Source organism: Streptomyces violascens (genome assembly GCF_014649955.1).
Lineage (GTDB): Bacteria > Actinomycetota > Actinomycetes > Streptomycetales > Streptomycetaceae > Streptomyces > Streptomyces violascens.
On record NZ_BMUA01000045.1, the window covers coordinates 17,196 to 39,760 of the forward strand.

Genomic DNA, 22,565 nt, shown 5'->3' on the forward strand with positions numbered 1-22,565 from the left:
TCAGGCCCGCTCCAGGCCCTCCGACAGACCGTCCTGCGAAAGCACCGCGAGCACCCCTCTCAAGGGAGTAGTCAGGATCTCCGGGCCATGCCAGAGTCTGCTCAAGCACCCTCTCGTCAGCGGAGACGCCTTCATGGTCGACGATGCGGGCACCTTCGATCCAGAATCGGCGACTGGCGGCATCGATGGTGGTGGCCTCGGCCGGCTTTAGGCACCCGTACAGGCCAGGTCAGCTACTCAATCCACAGCCGTTTCGCGGTGAGGGTGACCGCGCCGTGGTAGACGAAAGCCGCGTGTCGAAACTCATCGCCGCGGCCCGGTGCACTCCAATTTGTTGATCAGCTGTTCAACTTCGTTGCGGCGCGCATAGCTTGGTTGACGTGGGGTGATCTGAGGTCCCGCCACCCGCCGCCTCAACGCCGGGCCTTGCACGCGGAGGACGACGTCCCCTCACGCCAACAGCAGTTCGTCGAGTTCAACGCGCAGCTGTCGCGGGGTTGGCCGGGCATCGCCCCGGCCAGTGGCTCTCCTTGCGGAAGCGGAAGAGGGAAGGCCGTCTTGGACAAGCTCCACCTCCTCGAGCGCTGACCACCCTCCCTCGCCCAGGCTTCACCGACGCCGCCGCACCAGCGGCCGGCTCCCACGCCCACTCCACCGGATCCGCCACCAATCCACGCCGTCGACGGCGCCGTCGGCCGGCAGCGGGACCGGCCTGGCCGGAGCTCGCCCACGGCCGGCCCGCCGTCGTCCGACGACCGGCCACCCGTTTCCGCTCAGGTGTGTGTGGCGCGGAGCCGGTCGAGGTACTGATCGGCGTTCGGGTAGGGGTGGTCTTGGGCTCCGTGGCGGTGAAGGTCGAGTTGTCCGTCCGGGTGCAGGCGCAGCGTGGTGGTTGCTGCGCGGGATGGCTCGCAGGGGTAGCGGTCGGCGCCGGTGAGCGAGGCGGATCCGAGGACGGCCACGGCCGGGGGAAACATCGCGATGGCTTCGGCAGCCGTCGCGGCGGGTGGTCGGCCGGTGCGGTTGGCACTGCTGACGTAGAGGATCGGGTCGGCGAGTACGGGCAGGAGAGGTGTCCAACGGGCGCCGAACAGCAAGGTCCAGCCGTCCTGGCTGGCGGGTGACAGCCAGGACGGAAGGGACGTGCCAGGGCGAATCGGGACCAGCAAAGTCACTCGCTCCTCGATGAGCAGCCGGCGGGCCAGGGAGGTTGAGGCCGCATCGAGATCGAGGAAGTCATCGAGCGCCGTGAGGGTGCCGGGGTCGTGGGCCCAGAGTGCGACGGCCTGTTCGGCGGGCCTTGCCTTGGCTGTGTTGACGGCCCGCGGGCCGGTCGCGGCCACGGTGTACGTCAGGGGCGCGGGGTTCGGCAGGACCACCGCCGCACCTCGGCTCAGTGCCCTGCGCGCTCCGTCGCTGTCAACGGTGCCGACGTCGGGGTTCATCGCTGATCGCCCGTCCTCGTGGTACGCAGCCCGTCGAGGTAGCCGGCGAATACCAGGTCGTCGACCACCGCTTGACCAGTGCGGTAGGCATGAGTCTTCGCCCAGCCCATCGCGGCGTGCGCCTCTGCGTCGTCCAGGTCGTGGCCGAGTCTGGTGGCCACCGCCTTGATCACCCGGGCACTGGCCAGGTGGGTGAGCACCACACTCGGGGTGATCCCGAGGAGTTCCTGAGGGTCGAACGGCTGAAAGAGCTGCGGGTGGACGAACGGGGTGCCGGTGGAGATCGTGCCGACCCCGGTACCGACGATCGGCGTCGTCACGCTCAGCGGCACGCCTGTCTCCTCGGAGACCATTCCTGCGATGACCGGCAACCGGGTGAGGTCCGGAACCGTCCACCACGCACTGGTGTCCGTGCCAAGGATGTGAGTGCTGCGCTCGGGCCGGTGGGCCAGCAGGAACAGCAGTTGCTCGGTCGCCACCATGCCACTGCGCTCCGCGATGCCCAGCCAGGAACTGGAGACGACCCGCACCCCCGCTCGCAGGGCCTGAAGCGTGTTGGCCAGGCCCAGGCCGAGGTCGTTGTGCAGATGGGAGGCAAGCACCACGTCATCGCCGGCCGCGGCTCGCACCGCGGTGAACATCTGCGCGGCATCGCTGGGCAGTTGGTCCCCGACGGTGTCGGCCAGGATCACGGTTCCCGCGCCAGCTGTGGTCAGCTCCGTTGCGTACTCGGCCACAAGAGCGTGGTCGGCGCGGGATGCGTCCGCCAGGCAGACGTCCACCGCCACCCCGTCATCCAGCCCTCGGGCTTCCTTGACGAGCGCGACGCCCTCCTGCAGCGCCTCACGCGCCGTGCGATGGGACATCACCTGGGCCATCGGATCCGACGCGGGAACGACGACCATGATCCGGGCGTGCGCGGTCTCCTTGACCGAAGCGACGGCCTGCCGCACGTCCGCCGCCCTCCCCCGGCACACCGCCGCGACGCTCACCGCGCCCTCGGCCTCCACCGCGACTCTCCGAACCGCCTCGAACTCCTCCCCGCACACCGCCGGGAAACCCGCCGCGAACACCACGTGCCGCGGCCCGTCCACGCCGAAGATCCGGCCCTGCTCCCGCGCCAACCGCACCCGGAAATCCGCGCCCATCAACGTCTTGGCCTGCGCGCCATCCCGGGCCGACTCCTCCCACAGCACCACTCGCCCCGCCAAAGCGGACTCCCGCACCACGTCGCCGCCCACCGCACACCCCGATCTTCACCCGGCCCAGCGGCCGATGCCCACGCCCTCCGCAGCTGCGAGGGAAGTCGACTTCGCACTCTAGTTGCGCTCGACCCGACGGTCGCAACGCGCCACCGCAGACTGCAACACCCGCCGGAGACCGGGAAACCCGAGGTCTCGGCTTGTTCGAGTACATCGTCGGCCACTTGCTCATCGGCCATGACAACCCGCCTGCGGCGTCGTGCAGTTGGCCTGCCACACACCGGGCCGCCCGGTCCGTTCGTTGATGGGGATCCGCTATTTTGGCTCTGACCGCGATTGCGTGAAGGTCATGGTCGGGTGAGGATCCGGGTTCGAAGGAGGCCCGGCCATACATTGCTCTCTTGAGTGTTTTGACCCGGTTCACGTGGCCTTCGACGACGCCCGAGCTCCAGGGCAGGGTGAGTCCGGCGGTGACGGCGTCGAGGTCTCGGCGGAGGAAGCCAGCGAAGCCGCTCATGGGTTTGGGGGCGTCTTGTTCGGCCTGGCGGATCCACTGCGTGAGCAGGTGTCCGCGCTTGTGGCGGACGAGGTCGGAGAAGGTGCGGCCGAGGTCGCAGGCCCGGGCGATGTCGGGGCAGGCGAGCCGGACTTGAAGCAGTCGTTCCTCCTGGCTCTCGGTGAGGGTCTCGCGGGGCCGCATGATCCACGAGGTGATCTTGCGGGGGCTGGGGATGTCCGCCCGGACGGGTTCGGCGGTGCCCTCCCGCAGAGCGGCGAGGTGCCGGCGGACCACAACGCGGCTTCCCTGGTAGCCGCGTTCGCGGATCTCCAGGAAGAGTCGGGTGCCGCTGACCTGCCCGGATGTGTTGAGGAACCGGGCATTGAGATAGGCCTTGAACGGCTCCAGCACCCCCGTCGGACGCCGGTGATGGGCGGAGGCGAGGAGCTCGTCGAGGTCGGTGTCGCGGAAGCGACGGACCGTCTTGCGGTCCAGGTTCAGGCGCCGGGCGATCGCACTGATGGTCCAGCCGGCGTCCACGAGCCGGTGGATGTCCGTGTAGCGGTGCCGGGTCCGCTCGATCATCTGCGTACTCGGCAGCCCGGGCGGCGGGAGGTTGACCGGCTTGGGCTCCGGGGGCTTCTCCCCAGGCTCTTCGTCCGCGCGTTTGCGCAGGCAGAGGCGGTGCTGATGGCATGTCTTCTCCACTGCCGCCGACAGATTCTGGAGCAAGTGCCACCGGTCGGCGACCTCCAGGGCGCCGGGGGCGGCTTCCCTGACCGCGCGGGTGTAGGCAGAGGCCCGGTCCCGGCAGATGATCTCGGCACCGGGATGTTCCCGCAGCCAGGCGGCGAACGTCTCCGACGTTCGGTCGGGCAGCACGTCCACGACGGTTCCGGCTTCGACGTCCACCAGGATAGTGCCGTAGGTGCAGCCCTTGCGGAAGGCGAACTCATCGACGCCCAGCACCCGCGGCGACCGCCGCGGAACCTCCGGCGCCTCCAGCAGGCCCAGCAGCCGGGTCCGGCCCGCCGCCAGCCGTAACCGCCGGCAGAGCCGTTCGCCCGCGCGGCTGCCGAGCTCGGACGCGATCGTCCGCAGCCACGTCTTCAGCCCGACGCTGGAACGGCGGTATCGCTCGGTCAGGCCCTCGATCTGCTCGGCGAACGTCTTCCGTGAACAGTTCCTCCGGTCGCAGAAGTACCTCCGGACCCGGAGCCGGACCACAACGCGCTGAGACTCTACCGGCCGTTCAGAGAGCCTGCGTTGGTACGAACTGTGCACCCGGCTGGCCCGGCGTCGGCAGTCCGGGCACCGGCCCGGCCGGCTCGTAGAGACCGCCTCCACCACGAGCCCGTCAGGAGCGGGGCTGACCCGCTCGATCCGCACACCGATCCCGGGAAACAGCACATCCTCGACCATCTTGATCGCCACGGAGCATAGGACCCCGAAGAAACGATCTTCCGTTCCCGCCGCTGGCCTGGGGATTCACGCAATCGCGGTCAGAGCCAAAATCTTGACCGCCCACAAGCCGGGAACCCCACGCCAGTGCCAAACGCATGTTCTAGATCACCGACAGACGTTGTGTGGTCTGTCAGCCCAGGTCCACCAGAAGGGTGTTCAGTTCGCTCTCCTGCTGTGCCGGTGACATGGGCGGGTTGGAGTGGTCGATGCCGAACGTCTTGAGCACTTTGTCCATCTGGGCGTCGATGGAGGTCCAACCGGTGTCGTCCAGCGGCTGGAGCGAGTCCTGGTCGGCATCCCACAGGTCGCGCAGCGACTGGGCAGCCGCGTGGGCGCCGGTGGCGTCGCCCGAGCGTGCGTCCTTGAGCGAGGTGGATGCGAGGGTCCGCAGCGCGCCGACCTTGGCGGGCGGGAAGTTCTTCACCGCCTGGCCGGGAGGCAGCTGGACGGCGGAGGTGGTATCGGTCTCCGGCGCCGGGCCGACGTGCGGCTGAGCGTGGGCCCAGGCCAGCAGGGCCGCCGTGGCGACGGCCAGTACGCCGAATCCGGCCAGTGCGATGCGCTCCTTGTGTGGGTTGCTGGTGACCTGTGCGGTGTGGGTGGCCTCGCGGGTCTCTGTCACATCCGTGCGCGTCACCGTCAGGTAGACCACGGTCGCCAGGATCAGGCCGAGGAAGATCAGGCTGGTGGTGAACGTGCCGAGGGCGAGGCCGGTCGGGTCGCCCGGGTTCTGGGCGACCTTGGGGGAGGCGAGCCAGTCGCCGATGTTTGCGCCCAGCGGGCGGGTCAGGATGTAGGCGAGCCAGAAGGACAGCACCGGGTTCGCGCCGAACCTCCGCAGCGCCGTGATCGCGGCGATGAGGCCGAGCGGCAGCAGCACCGAGACACCCGGACTCCAGCCGGTCAGCTCCAGGGTCCAGTCGCCGGTCGCGGTGCCGAGCGCGAAGGTGACCAGGACCGTCAGCCAGTAGAACGACTCCCGCGGCAGCGTGGTGACCGAGTGGATCGACAGCGTGTGCTCACGCAGCCACCACACGCCGAAGACCACCACGAGCAGCACCGAGAAGACCGCGGAGCTGATCCACAGCGGCACGTTCAGCTGGTCGGTCAGGATGTCGGTGTACAAGGTGCCCGTGACGCTGACAACGACCACGGTCAGCCAGTAGGGGAACGGTACGTACCGCTTGAGTCGCAGCTGGACGGCCAGAGCCACCACCAGGACCGCCGTGAAGATCCAGGCCGTGTTCACCAGGCCGACGCCCAGCTGGGTGTTGATCCAGTCGGCGAAGCTCTCACCGACCGTCGTGCACAAGACCTTGATCACCCAGAACCAGATGGTGACCTCGGGGACCTTGTTGAGCATGAGCCGCCCGCTGCGCGTGCGTGCTTCGGTTGTCGTTGTCATGCGGGGAGGTTTACGCGGGGAACCTGCAAGCAACCTGACTACGCGGCGGGGAGCGTCACCTCGACGTGACCGCGGCCGTCCGCGATCGCGCGGACCTCCACACCGGCCGAGGCGGCGATGCGCCGGACCACCGGCAGCCCCAGGCCGTACCCCTCGCCGCCACTCACACCCGCTTCGAAGACCCGGTCGAGCTCCGCGGGATCGAACCCGGGGCCGTCGTCCAGGACATCGACCACGATGGCCTCTCCCCGGATGCGCGCGGTGATCCACACGCGCGACCGCGCATGGCGCAGGCCGTTCTCCAGCAGGGGCGACAGCAACGACACGGCGACGTCGGGCGCCAAGGCGACCTCGGCCTTCGCGGGGAAGGCGACCTCGACAGCGCGGCCGGCGATCGCCTGCCGCGCGGCGGAGTGCAGATCGCACCGGGTCCCGGCGTCTGTTCGTGCGCGCGCGGCGCGCAGAAGTGTCGTGATCGCCGCATCGAGGCGGTCGACCTCGCTCAGCACCGCCTCCGGCACCACCGGCTCGCCGGACAGCTGTGCCAGCTGCGCCTCGCCCCGCAGGACCGTAAGGGGCGTCCGCAATTCGTGGGCGATCTCATCGGTGAGGCGGCGCTCGTCCGCCAGCGCGTTGTCGACGCGTTCCAGGAGGCGGTCCAGGGTCTGCCCCAGTTCCCCGAACTCATCGCGTGGGACTCCGAGGTTGAAGCGGCGCCCGGGTTCGTGATGGCCCCAGTCGTCGGCGAGGGCGGCCATCTCGTGTACGACGCGCAGCGCGCGGCGCACCACGAGGTGCGCGACACCGCCGGCGAGGAGGATGGCGAGGCCGCCCAGTATCAGCGACAAGGTCAGGCTGTGCTGCTCGGATGTCTCATAAGGCGTGAGGTCCACCCGGACGATCACCATGACGTGGTGGCCGGCAATCGGGATCTCCTGCGCGTACAGGAGGTAGTGCGCGACGGTGGCGGTCTGTGATCGCCCCGAGCCGGCCAGCGCCTCGACGCGCTCGACCATGCTGCCCGGAACGTTCCCGTCGATCAGGCGGCCGTCGGCATAGACCCAGGCGACCTCGTCCAGCGCCTCGCTGCTGTTCTCCGTCAGCACGACGCGCCCGCCCACAGTGGTGACGTTCGCCGCGACCGCCTCGGCGCGGGTACGCGCCAGGTCGTGCGCGTCGGCGTCCGTCACCCGGCTCAGCAGCACATGCGAGACCACGACCAGGATCGCGACCACGGCGGTGGCGATCAGCACCGTGAGCGCGACGACCCTCCTGCGAAATCGCGTCACTGCCATCGGTAGCCCACGCCGCGGACGGTCGCCAGCTGCCCGGCCACACCCAGTGGAGTGAGCTTGGTCCGCAGCCGGCGCACGAACGAATCGAGAGTGTTGTCGCTGACCTGCGCTCCGTGAGGCCAGCCGGCAGCGATGAGAGCGTGGCGGCGTACCGCGTCGCCCTGCGAGGCGATCAGGCGGCCCAGCAGCCGGAACTCGGTCGGCGTCAGGCTCTCGCTCGCCGAGTTGTAGGTCACCACGTGCTTCGCCGGATCCAGGACGACCTCGCACGGTGCGGGCGCCACGGTGGCCCGGCGCAGCAGCGCACGGACCCGGACCAGCAGCTCCGGGATGTCGAAGGGTTTGGTCATGTAGTCGTCGGCGCCCGCCTCGAAACCGCCCACCTTGTGATGCAGACCGTCCAAGGCGGTGAGCATCAACACCGGCGCGTCGACGCCGCGCGCCCGAAGGGCCAGGCAGACGTCACGGCCGTCGGCGTCCGGGAGCCCGACATCCAGGACGACCAGATGGGGCGCCGGTGCGAGCCGGCGCAGCAGGCCGTCGGCCGTGGCAACAGCGGAGACGGTGTGGCCATCGTGCTCCAGGGCACGCTTGAGGACACTGCGTACCGCCGTGTCGTCTTCGCACACCATGATGAAAGCCACGTGCTGACCCTAGATACTCCCGTCCCAGTTCTCCATCTGCCCTGATCAGCCGCCCGGCGGTCGGGAACAGGCCGCTGATGCCGTACGTCTCTGCCCTGTCATGAAGCCGCGTTTGCGGATTGCTGTTGCGCCGCCGCGACGCGATGGCCGGGGAATGCCGGTGGCGTGGCAATGGTGCGGCCGCCCCCCGGTTTCAATAGCCGGAGATCCGCCGGTATCGGGCCATAGGGGGGCCGGGGACGGCCGGGCGGGGCGCTGTCCCTAGCGTTCGTGGTGGTCGTGGCGCCATTGGGCTGCGTGGAGGTGGCCGGGCGAGGCGGTGTCGAAGAGCCGGTCCATGTCGTTGGCGGACAGCGCCAGGCTGGAGCAGCAGATCACCATCAGCAGGGCGTGCGCCACGACCAGGTCGCGGCGGAAAGGCGGTGGCGGAGCGAGCAGTGCCCGCACACGCTGAGGCACGGGTCCGCCGGTCGCGGCGAGCGAGTGGCGCGGAGCCTGCTTGGCCGCGAGCGCCGCACGGGCGACCGCCCGTGCCACCAGCGGCCGGTCGCCCACCAGGGTGCCGGCCTCTTCATCGGCCCAGCGCTCCACCGCGAAACTCCCGGCCCGCGCCACGGGCCGCAGCATCGGATTGAGCGCCGCCGCCAGGCACAGCACCAGCAGGAACAGATGGTGGCGATGGCGCAGATGGGCACGCTCATGGGCGAGCAGCGCGCTGCGCTCCTCGGCGGACAGTGCGCGCAGCATCCCGGACGAGACGACGATGCGGCCGGGCGAACCCGGCAGCGCGAAAGCATGCGGCACCGGGTCGTCGACCACCGTCATATCGCTGTCCGTGGGGAGGGCCCGGGACTCCCGGCGGGCGGCCAGCCACATCGTGCCCTGCCGCCAGGCGCTGGAGACGAGTGACCCCAAGCACCCGGCGAGGGCGAGTGCGCAGACCACGGCGACCGGCCAGATGACCGGGGTGTGCGCCGCCACCAGGCCGGGTGACCACTCGCCTTCCGCGGCGATGGCCGGGATCTGCGCGATCAGCGTGAAAGCCATCATGCCCAGCGCGATTGCTGTACCGACCGCCGCGACCAGTGAGGCGAGCGTCAGCAGCCAGGCGGCCAGGCGCGGCGGCAGCCGGCCGCCGGCCCAGGGCGTCGCAATCGCGAGGACCGCGCTGACCGCGAGGGGAGTGAAGAGGGCGACGCGCACCGCTCAGCCCTCCTGGTGCCCGCGCAGCAACTGCTCCAGGATTTCTTCGTCCTCGGTGGCGAGTTCGGACACGAACCGGGCGAGCACCGCAGCCCGGTCGCCGCCCTTGTCGAGCAGCGCCCGCATCCCCGCAGCGGCGTGCCCCGCCTCGTCCCGCACAGGCGAGTAGAGGTAGCCGCGACCCGCCCGCTCCCGGGTGACCAGCCCCTTCTCGTACAGCCTGGACAAGATGGTCAGGACAGTCGTGTACGCGGGGTCGCCCGCTACGCGCTTTTGGACGACCCCGGCCGTCGCGGGTCCGCCGACCGCCCAGAGCGCGGCGAGCACCTCGTTCTCGAGTTCACCGGGTGCTCGCCGCCCGGCCGTGCCGGCGCCGCTGTCCGTCACGTTCGTACCCCTCTGTCGCCATGCTGAGCCCGGCGGCCACCGGCTCAGCCCCAAACTACTACGCGGAGTAGAGCCGGTCGCAGCCGTGGTCGCGCAGCGGTCCGGTCTGCCAGCCGCGGCTGTTCCAGGTGTCCAGGAGCGCGGGCAGTGCGCCCAGTGTGGTGCGCCACGAGCCGGTGGCGGAGGTGCAGTCGGAGTCGTGCAGCAGCACTGTGCCACCGCCACGCAGCGAGCCCATCACCGTGTCGTGCACCGAGCGAGGCGTGGCCCGGCGGCGCCAGTCCTCGCCCCAGGCCGTCCACAGCACGGGCGTGAGCCCGAGGTCCCGGCAGGCGAGATGGGCGGCCGTGCTCATCACTCCGTACGGCGGCCGGAAGAGGCGGGGTCGCTCGCCGGTGACGTCGCCGACCAGGTCGCGGGCCCGCGCGAGGTCGTCGCGGGTGGCGCGCGGGCCGCGCAGGGCCAGCGGGCGGTGCGCCCAGCCGTGCACGCCGATCTCGTGCCCGGCGGCGGCCATCTCCTTGCCGAGCCCGGGTGAGCGGGCGAGCATCGAGCCGAGCAGGAAGAACGTCGCGCGCACCCCTTCGCGGTCCAGGAGGCGCAGGAAGTGCGGAGTGGACAGGTGGTCGGGCCCGTCGTCAAAGGTCAGCGCGATGTGGTCGGGGCGGCCCCGCCCCGACAGCCGGGGCATCGTGCGGTTGCGCAGCGGGCCGAGTGCGGACACGGCCGGCGCCGTGTGTGCGACGGCCAGCGCGGGCAGCGCCCCGGCCGCGGCGAGCAGAGCGGCCCTGGCGGCACGGGAGCTCACAGTTCGTACCTTTCGAAGAAGCTGTGGGCGAGGTGAGGCAGCCGCCCGCTCCCGGACTCGTAGGCATGGGCGAGCGGCGCGGCGACCCCGAGCGAGAGGGTGGCGGTGAGGGCGGCGGCCACCAACTTGCCCCGGGAGACAGCGAGCTTGCGCTTCCTGTTGGCGTGTGGGTGGGGAAGGGCCGCGGCAGAGATGGCGGCCGCCGGACCGGGATTCGACGCGAAGAGGGCGAGCCCGGCCGCTCGCTGGCGCTCCCCGAGTGAGCCCTTGGCGAGATCGGACAGTACGGAGGTGAGGTCTTCAGACCTCCGTATCCAGACGGCGAGCCCCGCCTCGTCGAGGGCGGCCGCATTGGTCTGCCCGTGCCCCGGTATGCACCGGTAACTGGCCACGGGGAGCCCGCTGGCGAACGCTTCGAGTGAGGTGAGGCCGCCCGCGTTCTGGACGAGGACGTCGCAGGCGCGCATCAGGAGCGGCATGTCCCCGATCCACTCGTGGACGTACCGGAACCCATCGGCCCGCAACTGCTCGACCAGCGCCGTGTTGCGCCCACACACGATCACCGGTTCGACGACGGCGCTGTCCCGTATCTCCGCGGCGGACTCCCGCACCGGCCCGACGCCCCAGGATCCCGCGACCAACAAGGCGAGCACGGCATCGTGAGGGAGCCCGAACCGGTCCCGGGTGGCGCGGCGTTCGGCCTCGTCGACATCGATGAAACGAGAGCCGGTCACCGGTCCGGTCACCCTCACGGCAGCCGCGTCGAGCGCGGTCGCCTGGGCAGCCGGAACCGGGTGCGCGGCGAGGTGCGCGTCGATGCCGGGGGCAACCCACAGCGGGTGTACGGAGAAGTCGGTGAGGTAGGTGAGCGCGGGGATGCCCAGCCGCCCGCTCCGCCGCAGTGCGCCCAGCGCCTGGCTCGCAAGCGGATAGGTGGACACGACGGCTCGGGAATCCGGCCCGATCTCCCGGAGGATGCGCCGCTCGGCGCTGCGGAGCAGGGCGCGCACCGCGGGGCCGGGGGAGCCGGAGCGTTCGGTGGCCGCGTAGATCCGCTGATAGCTGGAGGGCGCGCTGGTCAGGAGTCGGTGGTACGCACTGCACAGGACGTGGCCGAGCCGCGCTGGCAGCAGGTCGAGGAAGTCGTGCCGGTCCACCTGGAACCCAGCCGCCTCCAACTCAACGGCGAGCGCGTCGGCGGCACCGTCGTGTCCCGCGCCCACACTCGCGGACACGATGGTGATCCGGCCGGCGGGTGGCGGGCCGGCGGGCCGGACGTCATCCGGAATGTCACGACGGAGCACAGCCGATCAGCCTCCTGAAGAGCATGCGGAACACCGCCTCCCTCGGAAGCCGCGACACGGGCCCGGCGGGGGCTGCCACGAGAACCTACTACACGCTGTAGAACATTGTGGATCGAGTGACGAGTGACGCGGCGCGCATCGCCACCACCGGCGTCCATGGGCCGCCTTGCGCAGGCCGTTCATCGCGCTGCGTAGCGACTATGCTCCCGTGTGTGATCTTCCGTGGGGTGGCGGCCGCGCAGCGATGGCTGCTCGGCCTGATGCTGGGTTGCTATGCGCTGGCCGGAGTGGCGCCCGGCCCCGGTGAATTGTTGCGCGGGCTGAGACTCCGATTCCCCATCCAAGGTGCTGTGTTGACCCTGCCCATGGGGCTGCTGGCCATCATGCTGGTCAACGCCGGACTCGGAGTCCGCGTCCGGGACATCGCCGGGGCGGTGCGCCGACCGCTGCGGCTTCTGCTGGGCATCACTGCCAACGCGTTCCTGCCCGTCCTGCTCCTACCCGCCCTCGCCGTCTTCCTCCGCTCCTGGCCCGACCCGCTTGAGGTGGAGTGCCTGCTGGTGGGAGTGATGCTGGTGCTGGCGATGCCGATCGCGGGCGGCGCGGCATCCTGGGGGCAGAACGCGGGCGGCAACGTGCCGCTGGTGGTGGCCATGGTCCTCGGCTCGACTCTGCTCAGCCCACTCACCGTCCCGCTCGGCCTGCACTTGGCCGCCCAGCTGGTCGGTCCTGACGGCATCGGCGGCCTGGACGACACCACCCGTCTTGACGGGCTCGCCGGCACCGGGGCCGGTCCGTTCGCGCTGGCTTCGGTCGTGCTCCCCTGCATCGTGGGGATCCTCGTGCGGGCGCTGCTCGGCGAACGCCGGATCAGCCGGGTGCTGCCCTGGGTCAAGGCGGTCAACCTCCTGAACGTCCTGCTGCTCTGCTACATCAACGCCGCAGGCGCGCTCGGCCAGGCTCTCACCCACCCCGACCCGGACCTGCTGGCCCTGGCCCTCATGGTGTCCGGCACCGCATGCGCCCTCTCATTCCTCCTCGGCCGGTGGATGTCCCGCTGGACCCGCTGCAACGATCCCGACCACATCTCCCTCACCCTCGCCACCGGAATGAACAACACCAGCGCGGCCGCAGTCCTGGCCACCACCTGGTTCTCACACCGCCCCGAAGTACTGCTTCCCGTCCTGTCCTACAGCCTGCTGCAGAAGACCATGGCCACAGCGATGGGCAGTCCTCCCGGCACGAGCGGGTCCGTGTCCCTGGCCGACCCGGCCGCCGATGGCGCACCACGAGCCACCACGAATGCTTGAACCGCGCTTGAACCGCGCTTGAACCGCGGTGACGCGGCTGTCGGCAGCGGTGAGCAATCGTCAAGAGTTGTGGATCAGTCCTTCGGCCGCGATCGCTGTCCAGACCTGCTGGATGGGAGACCCGCTCATCATCTGGTGCGGAGCCGGTGCGCTCAGGGGGGCCAAAGACCTTGCCAGGGGTCGGCAGCTCCGTTCCTGTCAGGTGCTGAGCAGGCGGTTGAAGAACGAGCGGTACTGCTGGAGCGCGACGCGCAGATCTTCAGTCACTACTTCCTCCCCGCGATGCCACTGGGCCTCAAGATCGCGCTTGTGCGTTGAGAAGGTTGCGGCGAGTGCCTGCATGGTTTCGGCAACCAGTTGGTCGGCTGCATTGACGGAGTCTTGAGGGTCATCGACAAACTGGCTCTGGATCTTCTGCCACCTGGCCCGGAACTCCTCCTGTTCCGCCCCGAGCAGCGGTTCGTTGTCCTCGCTCTGTTCCGGTTCGTCGCGTTCGCCGGAGGGTGTTTGACCGAGTGCCTCCTCGTGGGCGTTCTCGTCGGTGGTGGCCTCGTCGGCGTACGCCGGTGGGGTGTCAGCCGAGACCGGCGCCTCGTCTGCGGTGCCCTGGCGGGCGCCTGCCAGGTCCTCCGTGGACAGGACGTCCTCCTCTGGCCGGGATGTCTCCTCGTAGCGCATCTCTCTTCACTTCCATCCGTCACGCGTTACGGCCGGCGTCGGCTCGGCCGGTACGCCGCCCTCGTGTCGCTGGTCGCCGGCTCACGCGGGGCTCGTGCCCGGCCGATCTCCGTTGTGGAGCAGTTCCTCGAACAGCGCTCGGTAGTGCACCATCGCGCCTCGCAGCTCCTCCGTGGTCGCTTGATGGTGGCTGCTGCGCTCGTTGACCTGGTGGGCGGCGCGGTAGTGCTCCAGAGTGTTCCCGTGTTCAACCGACAGGTCCTTGAGCTGCTGCTCGTAGCCTGCCGTCGGGTAGCCGCGCTCGCTCATGAGCGAGGTCACGAGCCGGTCCGCCTCGTGAACCGCGTCGTCGGGCCGGTCGACGAATTGCTCCTGCACATGGGCCCAGTCCCGCGAGTACCGCTCTCGAACAGGTGCCGGCAGGGGCCTGATGTCCAGCGCGTCGTGCCGTTCCTCGCGCTCGCGTAGTTCCCGTTCCCCGGCTCGACGGCTGTCCTGGGCCTCCACGGTTCGCTCGTACTCCGGGCCGAACCGCTCCCGAAGCTGCCTTCGGCGACGTGCGATGACCACCTGCACTGCCACCGCGCACACGACAAGCGCCAGCACGACGGCAAGAATGACGGTGACGATGAGGGACATGGAGTCCTCCGCTCATTGGCCGAGCCCGCGCACCACACCTCACTGCCGCCGGAAACGAGGAACCAAGCGCAACCGTGGCGGATCCTGCGCCCGACAACAGAGCCATCGTCCGCCGACGCACGGCCTGAACCCACCGCCCCAGCGGATAGGGAGCCGCTCCCACCATGGGGATCCCGCTAGCCCACAGAAAGACGATCTCGGTCAAGTGCAACGAGCCAGGAACGACCTCGATGGCGAGCCAGCACGGGTACCTCCGATCATGCTGACGTTGCTTCCATCGTCCTCCCCAGCGGCCCCAGCGACAAGCACACCAGGGCCCCCAGCACGTGCTCGCTCCGGACGGAGACCGCCTGACTGTCGTGAACACCCCTGCTCCGCTGACGAACACCGCCTGGCAGGCTCTCGGTCCATGAACCCCGGCAGATTTCGCGTGACCACCCAGTTCCGGCCCGACGGTGCGTACGTACAGGGCTACTGGGACGACGGCGAGGTGGCCGAGAAAATGTTCCTCGGCCAAGTCGGCCTCTACGGCTCAGGCCACGCCGTCGTCACGCTCGCCGAGACGACCGCTGATGGTGACTACACGGTCATCAAGTCCTGGTCACAACAGACCAGTGTGGTCACGGGAGATGTCGCCTAGCCGGATCCGGGCCCGCGAGGCAGTCGCGCCTACACCCCAGGCGCTCACCCAGTACGGGCTGATCCCCGCCCCTCTGTCGCGGCAGAGGCCCGGCCCGCCAAGACGGGGGAGCCTGACGGGCCAGGGCGGAGTCCAGCCGGCAGCCTCGTACCCGGGAAGGACGCCGAGGCCGCCGACCCAGCAGGGCGGAGCAGACAACAGTGCCCCGCTGGTCTCCCCGCATGGTCGCAGGGAGCGACTTGGCAGGAGTATCCACCGCACATCCAGCCGGCCGGGGCACGACACACCGAGCACCCGCGCCGTCTCCCCCGCGGCCGCCACTGCGGCTGCGGCCCACGCGCCCGCATCTCCGGCACCACAACCCCGCTCACACACCCAAAATCCGCCACGGCGTCCTTTCCCCACCAAGCCGTAACACTCACACCGCGGCAGCCCAGTGACCCGCGGCCAGCTGCCACACAACCGATCCGACGCCGACTCGTTGAACAGCCCGCGCCTTCCCCCAAGGCGCACCAATCGCAGGGTCCCGCCATAGGCGGGGCCCTGCGCCCGGCCCCGGCCCGCCCAGAGCCGCCCCCGGCCCCAGCCGCCCCGCGGACACCACCATGGCCGCGCAACCAGACACTCACCGGCCCACCCCCGCCGCGCCCGCAGACCAAGCCCCCACCCTCCAATTTCTTGATCAACGGGCACAGGGAGACGGGCAGACCGGAAAGCCTGCCCACCGACACCGCACTGGAGGATCTGGTCAGCTGCGCGAAACTGCGCTGGCGCGTCGAGCACGACTACCGCGAACTCAAACACGGCCTGGGCCTGGACCACTTCGAAGGACGCTCCTGGCCCGGCCGGCACCACCACGTCACCCTCGCCACCGCCGCCCACGCCTTCCTCACCCAGCAGCGGCTCTCCCCAAAAACCCCCACGCCGGCCTCACCCTCTACCTCGTCCCCGACCTCCTCCAGGACACGCCGAGGTGCTGCACCGGCATCTGCACCACCTGCCACCAACCGCTACCCCACTCCTACCAGCAGAGAGCGACAAGATCACCTGAGACCTAACGGAGTCCTATTAGTTAGTCGCTGCTGTCGCCGCTCTGCCCTGGTGCCGGGCCGGTTCGCGGCGTGAGGCCTGGTCCCAGGCGCGGACCCGTATCCGTACCGGGCGTGGCGGCAGGCGCCAGCCCTCCCGGTGAGCGACGACGGCCGCGGACGGCGTTGAACTGAGCCCCCGCGAGCAGCGAGAGGTTGGTGAACCACAGCCAAACGAGGAACACCACTACGCCGGCCAGCGACCCGTACAGGCGTGTGTAGGAGGCGAAGTGTCCGGCGTAGAGCTCGAACCCGGCGGAGGCCGTGAACCACAGGAACACGGCGAGCAAGCCGCCGGGCAGCCCCTGGCGCATGCCTCGGGTCTTGGTGGGGCCGGTACGGAAGAGCACGAGGACCAGGACCGTCACCACGCACAGCAGTACCGGCCAGCGCACCGTGGACCAAGTTCCCAGGCCGTCCACGCCGAGAAGCGCCGCGGCCCGGCGGTCCAGCGGTCCCGAGATCACGATCGCCGCCGAACCGGTGAGGAGAAGAGCGAGCAGGAGCAGGGCAGTGGCCACGATGGTGTGCGCGGTGCGCAGCGCTGGCCGGTTGTCCGGCAGGTGGTACATGGAATGCAGGGCGCGCCGGAAGACCGCCAGGTAGCTCGCCGCCGACCACAGGGCACTCACCGTCCCGGTGGCCACCAGCACCCACACACTTGACTGCGCCGCCGTCATCTCGCGCAGAGCGCCGCGCAGGGCGCTGGCGGACTGCGCCGGAGCGTAGGAGGTGAGGTCATCGATCAGGCGGCCGGTCGCCTGCGGGGCGGCCAGCCCGATGACTGAGACAGCAACCAGGAGAGCAGGCACCAAAGCCAGGACAGCGTAATAGGTCAGTGCGGCGGCGCAGTCGGCGACGTTGTCATTCCACACCGCCAGGGCCGTGTCCCGCAGATCGTCGCGCAGTCGCTTGAAGACGGCCGCGGTGCGATCGAATCTGCCGCCATCCGACGGGGGAAGCGCGGGCAATGAAGTTTTCTCTCTTCCTGTGGCCAGCCTGTCAGGTGTCCCGGACCAGGCCAAGAAAGCTGGGCACCAGCAGCCGGGGGTGCTGAAGCAGTGTAGGGTTCGCTGGCCGTGCCAGCTCACTTGTCGCGTCGCGGGTGGTGTGCGCGGCCAAGGAGTACGGAAGTTGCATAGCCTGCCCCGGCCGGGCCTGTTCGCGCGACGGTTCTACCCACGTCGCCACGAACGTGGCCAGATTTAAACGGGCGTTGCCGTCCAGCATCAATGCGTCATGCACCATGAATCGCCCCGGGTTTGATGGAGATCATCAAGACCCGGAAGGATGCCGATCATGGCTGCTCCCCCGTAATAACCCCGACGAACTGCGTGAACGCGCTACGCGCCTGGCCGTCGAGGCCCGCAAGGACCCGGTCGGTCGAGCTGGCGCGATCAAGCGCATCGGCGACCAACTCGACGTGCACCCCGAGGCCATCGAGACCTCCTACAATCGCCGCCGCCTGCGCAAGCACAAGACCTTCGGCTACCCCACACCAGCCGAGACCAGGCAGCGGCACCAACACGCCCCCCGCGGCATAACCGACGAGCTGTCGACGGACCCACAGTTCGTGGAGAAAGTCTACGACGTGGTGGGTCTGTACTTCAATCCACCGGAAGGTGCGGTGGTCCTGTCCGTGGACGAAAAGTCCCAGATCCAGGCCCTGGACCGTTCACAGCCGGTACTGCCGCTCATGCCCGGCATGCCCGAACGTCGCACTCACGACTACGTTCGCAACGGCCTGACCACCTTGTTCGCGGCCTTCGACGTCGCGACCGGCGAGGTCATCACCTCCCTGCACCGCCGGCACCGGGCAGCGGAGTTCAAGAAGTTCCTCATCAAGATCGACAACGAGATTCCGGGGCATCTGCAGGTTCATTTGATCTGCGACAATACGGCACCCACAAGACCCCGGCCATCAAGACATGGCTGACCAAACACCCGCGGTTCCACCTCCACTTCACGCCCACCGGCTCCTCCTGGATCAACCAGGTGGAGCGATGGTTCGGCTTCCTCGCGGACCAGAAGATCCGCCGTGGCACACACAAGAGTGTGCGTTCCCTGGAAGCCGACATCCGGGCCTGGGTCAAACAATGGAACGAGAACCTGACCCCGTTCACCTGGACCAAGACAGCCGAAGAGATCCTCGACTCACTCGCCCGCTTCTGCCAACGGATCTCCGGCGCAGGACACTAACGCCGGTCAGCTCGATGATGTGCATCTCGGCCGCCGATCGCCCCGGGCGTTCACCGCCGACGGGGCGCCGGCCTGTCCATCCGCCGGTGAAGTAGGGCGAGCCCGGCCCAAGAGGAACGGCGCTGCCGCGAAGCCCTCCGCGGCCGGGCGGCCAGTGCCGGGCTGACACCGACAGGCTGGTCGAGACCTCCGCCAGGGTCGCCGCGGGCATCGGGCGTCTGCCCGCTGCCGCTGCCCGCACGGAAGTGCACACCGGCGAAGGAATCAGTCAGCCTTTGCCGACCTGAATGACAACGGTGCTGCACACCTTGTCGGCGAAGGTCTGATTCTTGGTGTCCCACACCGGCCACAACCAGCCGATGTAGCAGGCAATACTGTCGAGGAAATGCGCGAGCTTGCGTACGAGTGCCATGCCGAACCCAAGCGTGCTGCCATCGGCTTCGCGGCGCAGGCTGATGCCGAGGACCTTCTTCCCAGTGGTCTGGCCAGTCTTGCCTTCCCGGTACAGCTGGAAGAAACCCATGCCCACTGCATAGAGCAGGCCAACGACGAAGAAAGGCCCCGGGCCCGCAGTCGCCCGGTCATCGCTATTGGCCAGGTCGATGAACCCCAGGGCGTACATCGGGCCGAAGATGATCAGTCCGTCGAGCAGGTACGCCCCCACGCGCTGCCCCCAGTGGGCGAGCAGCGGTATACCGGTTCCGAGGTTGCTGTTCATTCCCGGGTGCGCGCCGTAGGGCTGCTGCGGGTAGGGCGGGTAGCCGTATTGCGGTGGCACGCTCTGCGGGTTTCGCGCGGGGTAACCCGGCTGTGCCTGCTGCTGGCCGTAAGGGTTGTTAGGATCGCCGAAACTCAAAGTGAAGCCCTCCGGGGCCAGTTGGGGACGAAGCGGCTGTGAGAAGGGCTTTCGAGTTCATGAGCGGTTGCCCCGGCACAGCGATCTTGCGCACCTATGGTGTTCTTGTGATCGGCGGCTTGTCTAATCCGTTGTATGGCCGAAGCCAGCGGATTCCGCCCGGACGACACCCGCACGACTTCTGGGAGCGTGCCTGACCTGCCCGGCGGACCACGGCATCCATACGGAGCCGGGTCCACCCACGCCGAGAGCCTGTCAGGTCCGGGCTGCGGAGGACCCGGTGGCCACAACATATCGGCTCACATGCCACCGCCGTCGCCACCCGCTTGCGTGAGAGATCCCAAGGAAGTCACCCGATCCGGGTGGTTCCCGAAACGGCTGCCGATCACGAAGCAGTCGTCATCTCAACGGATCGGCACTGGCTTATGATCAACGTGTCGGAGTGGCTTCCGATCGCCTCTGCCGAAAACAACGGGGCCTGTGTCTGGCTCAGGTCTGCGCGGGGGTCTGCTTCTTGAGGGTGGCGAAGTCGACGGTGTCCGCAGTGGGCGGGGCCTTCACGTCGACCGGCAGGCCGTAGTCAGAGTAGTAGGCGGTGCCGGTCTGTTCACCTCGCGCGGTGTGGGTGCGTTCGGTCTTCTTGACGGGCAGGCCGTCCTTGCCGACCCACACGTCGATGGACTCGGTGGTGACACCGTTCTTCTCGAGCTGGGCCTTGAGGCCGTCCAGAGTCTTCTGGTCCAGGTGGGTTGTCCCGGCTGCCAGCTTGGCGATGTCGACGGTGCCGCTGTAGTGAGTGGCTGTCACGCCGCGGACCGTGTCCTCTGCCACCCGGTGCACGTCCGGGGAGGCCAGCAGCGTCTGTACCGTCTTCTCGGGTGTGGAGGTCTGCATCTGGTCCGACATGAACGCACCGTACGGGCTCTGTTTGGCCAGCGTCGCATACCCGTACCAGACCCAGTGCCTGCCGCCCGTGTGCGCGGCGAACTGCGGACCCATGTTCATGCAGAAACCGTCCGGGAGATACCGGGCCTGGATCCCCTCAATGCCCAACTTTCCCATGCGCTCGGCTGTCGCGCCACGGGTAAACTTCATGCTGACCTCGGCAGTGGTACCGCTGCCCCAGGCCAGTTTCCCCGTCCCGGCCATCTCCTGCGCACCGGACGCCATGGACAGCTCGACCCGCGCCGAATGGGCGGTGGAAGTCTTCTTCCACGACGCCTGCAACGCCTCCACCGCACCCCCAGACGCAGCCTCCGGCCGGGCAGCAGCCTGCGACGACGAAGCCGGAGACGCATCCTTGCCGCCGCTGCCGCCACTGCAGGCCCCGGCTCCCGCGAACACCGCCGCCACCGACACAGCGATCCCCACCCGGCGTATTGACCCTACGCGCATCAAATCCCCCTCAACTCCCCACGGCACACTGCCGTCACTGCGGACCCAGAACGTACAGCAGCCCACCAACACCGCCTGATGGGACCCCACGCCACACCCCTTGAGCCGAAGCCGCACCGTCGCACGGGCCCACGTTCGGCTGGTCACCACGTTGCCCGCCCTGTTGCCCCGGTCGCCGAGCCCTGCCCTGTGGGCATGAGCGCCTCGACGGCGCATGAGTACTGGTACTCAACCTGCGCACCAACGGTGCCGGGCTGCTGACGGCGACACGCGGCACCGCGACGGAGGAAAGCTGGCACCTCAATGCGGAGCACGCCGCTGTCGGCCGCTCCGCCTTGTCCCGGACCCTCGCCGCGTACGACTGAGCCACTGTCACCACTGCCACCCACCGTGTCGCCGAGCACTGCCGTCGGCGACGCCGTGCAGGCCTTGCTCCCGCTCGGCCTGCCGGGATCGTGGGCTGCGGAGGTCCGCGTGCCCTGGCGCCCGACCGGCCTGGACCGCCGTATCTGCTGCACGTCCTGCTGCCCGACCTGCTGCGCCCCGCATCCGGTCCCGACGAGAACGCTGTGGCCAGACCTCGCAGTTGGGGTGGTGGAGGGTCAGCCATCACCTCCTGCCCGTCTCCCTGCGCCCATTGATCAAGAAAGGGAGGACGGGGTGTTGTTGGTCTGTGGGCATGGCGGGGTTGAGCTGGTGAGCATCTGGCTGTGTGGACGCGGGGCGGGGCCGGGCGTCGAACCTCCTGGCGTCGGGGGTCCGCTGCCCCAGCAGGAACCCAGGGAGCGAGGCCAGCCTCTCCTCGCCCTCTGCCTCCTGGTCGTCGAGGCACGCGGAACGCGAGTTCGCATGTGAGGTAAGCCCGATAGCGCGGTGTTGGGGACCATGGCGTCGCATTCCTGAAGGCGTGGTTCCGGTCAACGGAAGCCGACGCGACGGCCACTTCGTGCCGGTACCCGGAAATCGGTGTACGACGAGCCCTCGTGCCGGTGAAATTCTTGATCCCCTAGGACATGTGGCACGTCGCAGGCCTGACGACGTGACATACATCGCAGCGTGCATGCTCCGAAGGGCTTGGGGTATGCGGCTGGCCGAACGGGATTGGCGTCGGCTGGGGAGGGATTCGCATGGCACCGGTGGCGGAACCGGAGCAGCTAAACCGGGTGGCGGCCAGCAGCACGGAGTCCAGCGCTGCGCCAGCTGCGGAGGGTGAGCTGCCGTGGGTGGAAGATGCGGGCAAGGTAGCCCCCAAGGACGCCCGTGCCCTCTCGAAGGTGTTCTTCGACCAGCTCCAGGTCCTGGAAGAGGGCACTGCCGAGTTCCAGTACGCGCGGAACACTCTGATCGAGATGAACCTGTCCCTGGTCCGCTTCGCGGCGAGCCGGTTCCGCAACCGCGGCGACGGTCAGATGGAGGACATGATCCAGGTCGGCACGATCGGCCTGATCAAGGCCATCGACCGCTTCGACCTGTCCCGCGAAGTCGAGTTCACCTCCTTCGCCATCCCCTACATCGTCGGCGAGATCAAGCGGTTCTTCCGCGACACTACCTGGGCCGTGCACGTCCCGCGCCGCCTCCAGGAACTGCGCACCGAGATCGCCAAGGGGAAGGAACACCTCTCCCTCCAGCTCGACCGTGATCCGACTGTGAAGGAGCTGGCCGCACACCTCAAGCTGGACGAGGACGAGGTCATCGACGGGATCGTCGCGTCCAACGGCTACACGGCCGGCTCCCTCGACATGTCTCCCGACGCCGAGGACTTGGGCCAGTCGGCCAGCGCCAAGACGCGCAGCGTGGCTGATTTCATCGGCGAGGAAGACCCCGGGATGGAGAGGGTCGAGAACCTCCACACGCTGGCCCCGCTCATGGAGCAGCTCGACGAGCGTGAAAGGCGCATCGTCAGCATGCGCTTCGGACACGAACTCACTCAGGCGCAGATCGGCGTCGAACTCGGCATCTCCCAGATGCAGGTCTCCCGACTCCTGTCCAGGATCCTTAACAAGCTCCGCACTGGCATGCTCGACGAAATTACCATCGCCTAGTGCCGTGACCGCATAGACACCTCACGACCCCAAGCCGTCAAGCTGTAGCGGCCAGGGCGGTT

The 22,565-nt window shown here is 68.9% G+C and carries 17 protein-coding genes and 3 pseudogenes; 5 read left to right on the forward strand and 15 right to left on the reverse strand.

Features of this window, described 5'->3' with window-relative positions; translation table 11 throughout:
- Positions 1 to 773: 773 nt before the first annotated feature.
- From IE206_RS39880 to IE206_RS39920, 10 genes and pseudogenes are all read right to left on the reverse strand, one after another.
- Positions 774 to 1,445 (reverse strand): hypothetical protein, encoded by a 672-nt coding sequence (locus IE206_RS39880; protein ID WP_189971256.1) that lies wholly within the window; start codon positions 1,443 to 1,445, stop codon positions 774 to 776.
- Positions 1,442 to 2,593 (reverse strand): hydroxymethylglutaryl-CoA lyase-like TIM-barrel protein, encoded by a 1,152-nt coding sequence (locus IE206_RS39885; RefSeq protein WP_189971258.1) that lies wholly within the window; start codon positions 2,591 to 2,593, stop codon positions 1,442 to 1,444. The genes IE206_RS39880 and IE206_RS39885 overlap by 4 nt, the downstream gene beginning before the upstream one ends.
- A gap of 436 nt (positions 2,594 to 3,029) precedes the next feature.
- A pseudogene (locus IE206_RS42995) lies at positions 3,030 to 4,568 on the reverse strand (ISL3 family transposase); the annotation flags it as partial.
- Positions 4,569 to 4,740: 172 nt separating this feature from the next.
- On the reverse strand, positions 4,741 to 6,015 hold the full coding sequence (locus tag IE206_RS39890) for a COG4705 family protein (protein ID WP_189971259.1): 1,275 nt from the start codon (positions 6,013 to 6,015) through the stop codon (positions 4,741 to 4,743).
- A gap of 38 nt (positions 6,016 to 6,053) precedes the next feature.
- Positions 6,054 to 7,310, reverse strand: a complete 1,257-nt coding sequence (locus IE206_RS39895) for a sensor histidine kinase (protein WP_189971261.1) — start codon at positions 7,308 to 7,310, stop codon at positions 6,054 to 6,056.
- Positions 7,301 to 7,954, reverse strand: coding sequence for a response regulator transcription factor (locus IE206_RS39900; protein ID WP_189971263.1), 654 nt, complete (start codon positions 7,952 to 7,954; stop codon positions 7,301 to 7,303). The genes IE206_RS39895 and IE206_RS39900 overlap by 10 nt, the downstream gene beginning before the upstream one ends.
- A 261-nt stretch (positions 7,955 to 8,215) precedes the next feature.
- Positions 8,216 to 9,157, reverse strand: coding sequence for a M56 family metallopeptidase (locus tag IE206_RS39905; RefSeq protein WP_189971265.1), 942 nt, complete (start codon positions 9,155 to 9,157; stop codon positions 8,216 to 8,218).
- A 3-nt stretch (positions 9,158 to 9,160) separates the two neighbouring features.
- Entirely contained in the window at positions 9,161 to 9,544 is a 384-nt protein-coding gene (locus tag IE206_RS39910; protein WP_189971267.1) for a BlaI/MecI/CopY family transcriptional regulator, read from the reverse strand.
- A 58-nt stretch (positions 9,545 to 9,602) separates the two neighbouring features.
- Entirely contained in the window at positions 9,603 to 10,352 is a 750-nt protein-coding gene (locus IE206_RS39915) for a polysaccharide deacetylase family protein (RefSeq protein WP_226599045.1), read from the reverse strand.
- Entirely contained in the window at positions 10,349 to 11,656 is a 1,308-nt protein-coding gene (locus IE206_RS39920) for an MGDG synthase family glycosyltransferase (RefSeq protein ID WP_226599046.1), read from the reverse strand. The genes IE206_RS39915 and IE206_RS39920 overlap by 4 nt, the downstream gene beginning before the upstream one ends.
- A 212-nt stretch (positions 11,657 to 11,868) precedes the next feature.
- On the opposite strand from IE206_RS39920, the gene IE206_RS39925 reads away from it, so the two are divergent.
- On the forward strand, positions 11,869 to 12,966 hold the full coding sequence (locus IE206_RS39925; RefSeq protein ID WP_189971269.1) for a bile acid:sodium symporter family protein: 1,098 nt from the start codon (positions 11,869 to 11,871) through the stop codon (positions 12,964 to 12,966).
- A 198-nt stretch (positions 12,967 to 13,164) separates the two neighbouring features.
- Here IE206_RS39925 and IE206_RS39930 read toward each other — a convergent pair whose 3' ends face one another.
- Positions 13,165 to 13,644, reverse strand: a complete 480-nt coding sequence (locus IE206_RS39930) for a hypothetical protein (protein WP_189971272.1) — start codon at positions 13,642 to 13,644, stop codon at positions 13,165 to 13,167.
- 81 nt (positions 13,645 to 13,725) lie between these two features.
- Positions 13,726 to 14,283, reverse strand: a complete 558-nt coding sequence (locus IE206_RS39935) for a hypothetical protein (RefSeq protein WP_189971274.1) — start codon at positions 14,281 to 14,283, stop codon at positions 13,726 to 13,728.
- Between the two features lie 409 nt (positions 14,284 to 14,692).
- On the opposite strand from IE206_RS39935, the gene IE206_RS39940 reads away from it, so the two are divergent.
- Complete coding sequence (locus IE206_RS39940) at positions 14,693 to 14,923, forward strand: hypothetical protein (protein ID WP_189971276.1); 231 nt, start codon at positions 14,693 to 14,695, stop codon at positions 14,921 to 14,923.
- A gap of 717 nt (positions 14,924 to 15,640) precedes the next feature.
- A pseudogene (locus IE206_RS39945) lies at positions 15,641 to 15,889 on the forward strand (transposase); the annotation flags it as partial.
- A 106-nt stretch (positions 15,890 to 15,995) separates the two neighbouring features.
- Here the strand turns inward: IE206_RS39945 and IE206_RS39950 are convergent.
- Positions 15,996 to 16,982 (reverse strand): YihY/virulence factor BrkB family protein, encoded by a 987-nt coding sequence (locus tag IE206_RS39950; RefSeq protein ID WP_189971279.1) that lies wholly within the window; start codon positions 16,980 to 16,982, stop codon positions 15,996 to 15,998.
- 572 nt (positions 16,983 to 17,554) lie between these two features.
- On the opposite strand from IE206_RS39950, the pseudogene IE206_RS39955 reads away from it, so the two are divergent.
- Positions 17,555 to 18,210, forward strand: a pseudogene (locus IE206_RS39955) (IS630 family transposase); the annotation flags it as partial.
- A 268-nt stretch (positions 18,211 to 18,478) separates the two neighbouring features.
- On the opposite strand, the gene IE206_RS39960 reads toward IE206_RS39955, so the two are convergent.
- Positions 18,479 to 19,066, reverse strand: coding sequence for an RDD family protein (locus tag IE206_RS39960; protein ID WP_189971281.1), 588 nt, complete (start codon positions 19,064 to 19,066; stop codon positions 18,479 to 18,481).
- Positions 19,067 to 19,555: 489 nt separating this feature from the next.
- Entirely contained in the window at positions 19,556 to 20,677 is a 1,122-nt protein-coding gene (locus tag IE206_RS43915) for an SCO4651 family lipoprotein (RefSeq protein ID WP_506005480.1), read from the reverse strand.
- Between the two features lie 911 nt (positions 20,678 to 21,588).
- Between IE206_RS43915 and IE206_RS39975 the strand changes: the two genes are divergently transcribed.
- Positions 21,589 to 22,503 (forward strand): SigB/SigF/SigG family RNA polymerase sigma factor, encoded by a 915-nt coding sequence (locus IE206_RS39975; RefSeq protein ID WP_189971287.1) that lies wholly within the window; start codon positions 21,589 to 21,591, stop codon positions 22,501 to 22,503.
- Positions 22,504 to 22,565 lie beyond the last annotated feature (62 nt).